Genomic DNA, 5388 nt, shown 5'->3' with positions numbered 1-5388 from the left:
CCGACCGTCACCGCGGCTCGGCCCGGTCCGACGCATCCCGAACCGACGTTGGAGGCGGCGCCGTCGCCCACCGGGCCGGCCCACCGGGCGTCGGTCAGGTCCGGCCAGCGGCGGGCGTGCTCCGGACGCAGCCGCCCACGCCAGTCGGCCGGGGCCAGGGCCGGCAACTCGTCGGGACGAATGCCGGTCAGCGCGCAGGCCTCCACGTCCCAGCCGAGGGTGTGCAGGTCGAGCAGGCCGGTGCCGGAGGCCATGGAAATGGACATCGGCGCCTCGTCGAGCAGGGCGCCGAGGACGTACTCGACCAGCCCGACGAACCGGGCGACCGGGGTCGAGGTGTGCTCCCGCAACCAGGGCAGCCGCACGGACCAGTAGCAGCGGTGCCACCAGGTGCCGGTGCGCTGGTGGAAGGCGTCCGGGTCGGCCGGTCCGGCGCTGCGGGCGGGCGGCGCCGGTCGGGTGTCCAACCAGGTCAGTACCGGTCCGAGCGGCTTGCCGTCGGAACCCAGCGGTAGCACCGAGTGCCACTGCCCGGAGGACGCCACCAGCTCGACGCCCCGCAGGTGGCCGGCACCGGCGAGCTCGTCCAGGCACTCCACCAGGCAGGCGAGGTAGCCGGGGCCGTCCACGGTGCCCGTCCCGTCGTCCGCCATGGTCAGGCGCACCTTGCGGCGGGCCAGCGCGCCGGGCAGCGGATTCGCGTCGGCGTCGAGCACGAGTCCACGTACCGACGAGGTGCCGAGGTCGATGGCGAGAATCTTCATCGCCGGTCAACCTACCCGCCGCGGCGGGCGCCGATGCCAAGATCCGAGTCCGCCCTTCGGGACGGCTCCGCCGATAGGTACCCGGCCGGTGGTCCGCCGCGTAGAGTGATCGCCATGCCCGCGCACCTGACCTGCTGGTGGCCCGCCGACCCGGCGGACCATCCCCGCGCGTAGCTTTCCCACGCGGCCGCCTGTCGAGGCGGCCGCCGGTCTCTCCCCGGCATCCCGGGCCGCCCCGCCGGCGGCCACCGGCCCAGGAGGAGACCCCGATGACCCGACCGCACGACCTGATCGCCGCCCTCGCCGACACCGCCGAGCCGGTTCCGTTCGCGCTCGTCCGCCGCGAGGGCGCCGACCACCTGGACCTCTTCACCGGACCGGTACGCACGGCCGACCGGCTCGCCGACATCCCGCTACCGGACGGCCCGTCCGGCCCGCGCACGCTGGCCCTGGTCCCCTACCGGCAGATCGGCGAGCGCGGTTTCGCCTGCGTGGACGACGGGATGCCGCTGGAGTGCCTGGTGATCGCCGAACACCACCGGATCGGGCTGGCCGACGCGCTGGCCGCATTGCCCGACCGTCCGGTGGTGAGCACCGGGGCCGGCTTCGACATCGGTGACGACGAGTACGCCGAAATCGTCGGCCGGGTGCTCGCGGAGGAGATCGGCCGCGGGGAGGGGGCGAACTTCGTCATCCACCGCACCCTGCGCGCCAGCGTGCAGGGCCCGCCGGTGGTGGCGGCGCTGGCCGCGCTGCGCCGGCTGCTGCTGGCCGAACGCGGCGCGTACTGGACGTTCGTGGTGCACACCGGGACCCGGATCCTGGTCGGGGCCAGCCCGGAACGGCACGTCAGCGTCGACGACGGCCTGGTCATGATGAACCCGATCAGCGGCACCTTCCGGCACACCGGCGCGGCGGCGGACCGGGACGCCCTGCTGCGTTTCCTCCGCGACCCGAAGGAGGTCGAGGAGCTGTACATGGTGCTCGACGAGGAGCTCAAGATGATGGCCACCGTCGCCGAGCACGGCGGGCAGGTCATCGGGCCGTACCTGAAGGAGATGTCGCACCTGGCGCACACCGAGTACCTGCTCGCCGGGCGCGGTTCGCTCGACGTCCGGGAGGTGCTGCGGGAGACGATGTTCGCGCCGACGGTCACCGGCAGCCCGATGGAGAACGCCTGCCGGGTGATCGCCCGGCACGAGCGGACCGGCCGCCGTTACTACGCCGGGGTCCTCGCCCTGCTCGGCCGGGACGCCGACGGCCGGCAGACCCTCGACGCGCCGATCCTGATCCGGACCGCCGAGATCTCGCCCGCCGGCGAGCTGCGGGTGCCGGTCGGGGCGACCCTGGTCCGGCACTCCACCGCGGTGGGTGAGGTGGCGGAGACGCACGCCAAGGCGGCCGGCGTGCTCGCCGCGCTGGGCCTCGGCCCGGACGCGGCGGGCCCGCTCCCCCGCTCGGCGGGTACGACGGCGCGATCGCTGGCCGAAGACCCCGAGGTACGGGCCGCGCTCGCCGCCCGCAACGGCCCGCTGGCCCGGTTCTGGCTGGACCAGCGGACCCCGGGCGCGACTGCGCTGCCGGGGCTGACCGGCCGGCGGGCGCTGATCGTGGACGGTGAGGACACCTTCACCGGCATGCTGGCCCACCAGCTCGGCGCGCTCGGCCTGGCGGTGGACCGGTGCGACTGGCGGCGGCCCGCCCCAATGGACGGGTACGAGCTGGTGGTGGTCGGTCCCGGGCCGGGCGACCCGGGCAACCTCGCCGAGCCGAAGATGGCGGCGATGCGCACCCTGCTGGCCGGCCTGCTGGCCGCCGGCCGGCCCACCCTGGCGGTCTGCCTCGGCCATCAGCTGCTCTCCGGACTGCTCGGGCTGCCGCTACACCGCCGGGAGGCGCCGTATCAGGGGCTGCAGCGGGAGGTGTCCGTCTTCGGCAGGTCGCGCCGGGTGGGCTTCTACTCCACCTTTACGGCGCTGGCCGGCGCGGACCGGGTGGCCACCGCGTACGGGCCGGTGGAGGTCTCGCGGGACGCGGCGGACGGGGCGGTGCACGCCCTGCGCGGCCGGGGCTTCGCCGGGGTGCAGTTCCACCCCGAGTCGGTGCTCAGCCGGGACGGGATGGTCGTGCTGGCCGACCTGCTCGGGCACCTGCTGGCCCGTCCGGCGTGGGCGACGCATAGTTCCCCGGAACGTGGGTAGGGCTGGGGTCGACCGGTGGTCCGGACGGGCCGAGAGCCCCCGTCCGACCACCGGTCGCCCAGGTCAGCGGGCCGCGGCCAGCTCGGCGGTCAGGCCCTGCTTGAGGGCCTTGCCGATGCGCACCGCCCGCTTGGCGGTCAGCGCGGTGGCGGCCAGCGCGATGTGGTCCGGGGCGACCTCCCCGTTGTTGCTGGTGTGCGAGGCGCCGTACGGGTTGCCGGCGACGAACTGGCTCGGGTCGGTGTAGCCGGGGGTGACCACGACGCCGCCCCAGTGGTAGAAGACGTTGAAGAGCGCCAGCAGTGTGGATTCCTGGCCGCCGTGCGAGGTGGCCGTCGAGCAGAACCCCGAGTACACCTTGTTGGCCAGCGCGCCCTGGGCCCAGAGCGGGCCGGTGGTGTCGATGAACTGCTTGAGCTGAGCGGCGATCATGCCGTAGCGGGTGGGCGAGCCGAAGATGACCACGTCGGCCCAGGAGAGGTCGTCGAGCTGCGCCTCCGGCACGTCCTGCGTCTCGAGGTGATGCTGCTGCCACCCGGAGTTGGAGCGGATCGCCTCCTCGGGCGCCAGCTCGCGCACCTTGCGCAGGCGTACCTCGGCCCCCGCCTCCCCCGCGGCTTCGCACGCCGACTGTGCCATCTGGTAGGTGATGCCGGTGGCGCTGTAGTAGATCACCGCGACCTTGAGCTGGCCATCCATCAGCTGTTTCCTCCTCGAATCAGGTCAGCTTCGGCGACTACCCGTTAGTTGCGTCGTCAAACGTTGGCCTGCGCGGTCGTCGAGTACACCAGTCATCGCGGTCGATAACTTGCCGCCGCTCAAGATTTGCGCAAGTTCCGCTGCGGGTTGCTGCCCGCGATCCGGACACCGGGGATCCTGTTCGCACCGGTGCCGGTGCAACGCCGCCGCCCCGCACCGGCGTACCTGAACGGGGGATCGCGCTCCGCCGGCGACGCTGCTGGCGTAGCGCGATCAGGGGATACGTCCCCTGCCCCGACCTCGCATTCCTCGCGGGGGTCCACCCGGCGGCGCATCCCCGCTGCCTCGACGCGGTGCGTCCGGCCGGGTCCACTTCCGGCACCACTCCTCCTGCTCCTCCTGTTCGTCCCGAATCCGGGGAATGCCGCCGCCCCGGCCGGGGATCCAGGTCATGACCCGCGAGAGGAAGGGACGAACGATGCGACTGACCGAGCAGCAGATCCGTTCGCTGTACGGACAGGACGTCCAGGACCGATCGGGCGCGAAGATCGGCAGTGTGGGCCAGGTCTGGGCCGACGCCGCCGGCGAGCCGACCTGGGTCAGCGTGAAGACCGAGGTGGTGGGTCACCACGAGTCGATGGCCCCGCTGCAGGCCGCCCGGCTGCAGGAGGGCCGACTCCGAGTGCCGTACGACAAGGCGACCGTACGCAGTGCGCCGAGCGTGGAGACCGGTACCGACGAGCCGCTCGGCGCCGACCAGCTCGCCCAGCTCTACCGGCACTACCAGCTCCAGCAGCAGGGTGCCGTCCGACAGCCGGAGCAGCCGCCGCCGCGGATGCCCGGGGCGCCGGAGCTGACCCGCTCCGAGGAGCGGCTGCGGGTGGGCACCGAGAGCGAACCTGCCGGAGCCGCCCGGCTGCGCAAGCACGTGGTGACCGAGAACGTGCACACCACCGTGCCGGTCGCGCACGAAGAGGTGAGCGTGGTGCACGAGCCGATCACCGCGGCGAACCCGGCGGGCGTCCGCCCGGGCATCGGCGCGGAGCAGCGGGAGATGGAGCTGCACGCCGAGCATCCGGTGGTCATCAAGGAGCAGGTCCCCGTTGAGCGGGTGCGACTGACCAAGGACGAGGTGGTCGAGGAGCAGCCCGTCAACGCGCAGGTCCGCCGCGAGCAGGTCGACGCGGACGTGCCCGAGCCGGCCCGCCGCCGCTGAGCCCGTAGGCCCGACGCGGCGACAGGTACCCCCGGCGGGTGGGCCACGGCCCACCCGCCCGGTCGCGTCGCATCCCGGAACGTCGGACCCGCCTCCTATGCTGGCCGTCCACCACCGACGGAGGGCGACGCGTGGACGTGCGGCTCACCGGCGCGCAGGCGCTGGCCCTGCGGATGACCAGCCTGCTGCTGCGTCCGCACCCGGTGGCCCGACCGGCCGACGTGGCCGGGGTGGTCGAGTGGTTCGGCGCCATGCAGGCGCAGGACGTGGCGAGCGGCATGTGGTCACTGGGTGTGCGGCTGCCGGGGCGCACCCTCGACGACGTGCGGGAGGCGCTGGAGCGCCGGGAGGCGTTGCGCACCTGGCCGATGCGGGGGACGGTCCACCTCGTGCCGGCCCGCGACGCGCGCTGGATGCTGGCGGTGACCGGGGTACGCGTTTTGGCCGGCGCCGCGGCCCGCCGGGCGACGCTGGGGCTGACGGAGGCCGAGGCCGACCGGGCGGCGGA

General features: G+C 73.8%; 5 protein-coding genes. 3 read left to right on the top strand and 2 right to left on the bottom strand.

What is annotated here, in order from left to right; genetic code table 11:
• Positions 1-764: FGGY family carbohydrate kinase (locus tag DKL51_RS05450; protein WP_260428383.1), on the bottom strand; the 764-nt coding region annotated here is incomplete at its 3' end.
• A gap of 269 nt (positions 765-1033) precedes the next feature.
• Here DKL51_RS05450 and DKL51_RS05445 point away from each other — a divergent pair.
• A complete protein-coding gene (locus DKL51_RS05445; RefSeq protein ID WP_109964351.1) occupies positions 1034-2965 on the top strand; it encodes a chorismate-binding protein in 1932 nt (643 codons plus the stop codon).
• A gap of 63 nt (positions 2966-3028) precedes the next feature.
• Here the strand turns inward: DKL51_RS05445 and wrbA are convergent, their stop codons facing one another.
• Positions 3029-3664, bottom strand: coding sequence for an NAD(P)H:quinone oxidoreductase (wrbA, locus tag DKL51_RS05440; RefSeq protein ID WP_109964350.1), 636 nt, complete (start codon positions 3662-3664; stop codon positions 3029-3031).
• Positions 3665-4142: 478 nt separating this feature from the next.
• On the opposite strand from wrbA, the gene DKL51_RS05435 reads away from it, so the two are divergent.
• Positions 4143-4880, top strand: a complete 738-nt coding sequence (locus DKL51_RS05435) for a YsnF/AvaK domain-containing protein (RefSeq protein ID WP_109945814.1) — start codon at positions 4143-4145, stop codon at positions 4878-4880.
• 131 nt (positions 4881-5011) lie between these two features.
• Positions 5012-5388 (top strand): DNA glycosylase AlkZ-like family protein (locus tag DKL51_RS05430; RefSeq protein WP_185734716.1); only part of this gene is annotated, 377 nt, incomplete at its 3' end.

The sequence above is a fragment of the Micromonospora globispora genome (assembly GCF_003857015.1).
In the GTDB taxonomy this organism is placed as follows: Bacteria; Actinomycetota; Actinomycetes; order Mycobacteriales; family Micromonosporaceae; genus Micromonospora; species Micromonospora globispora.
Note: the sequence above shows the minus strand (reverse complement) of the source record. Positions and strands in the feature narration are given on the sequence as shown.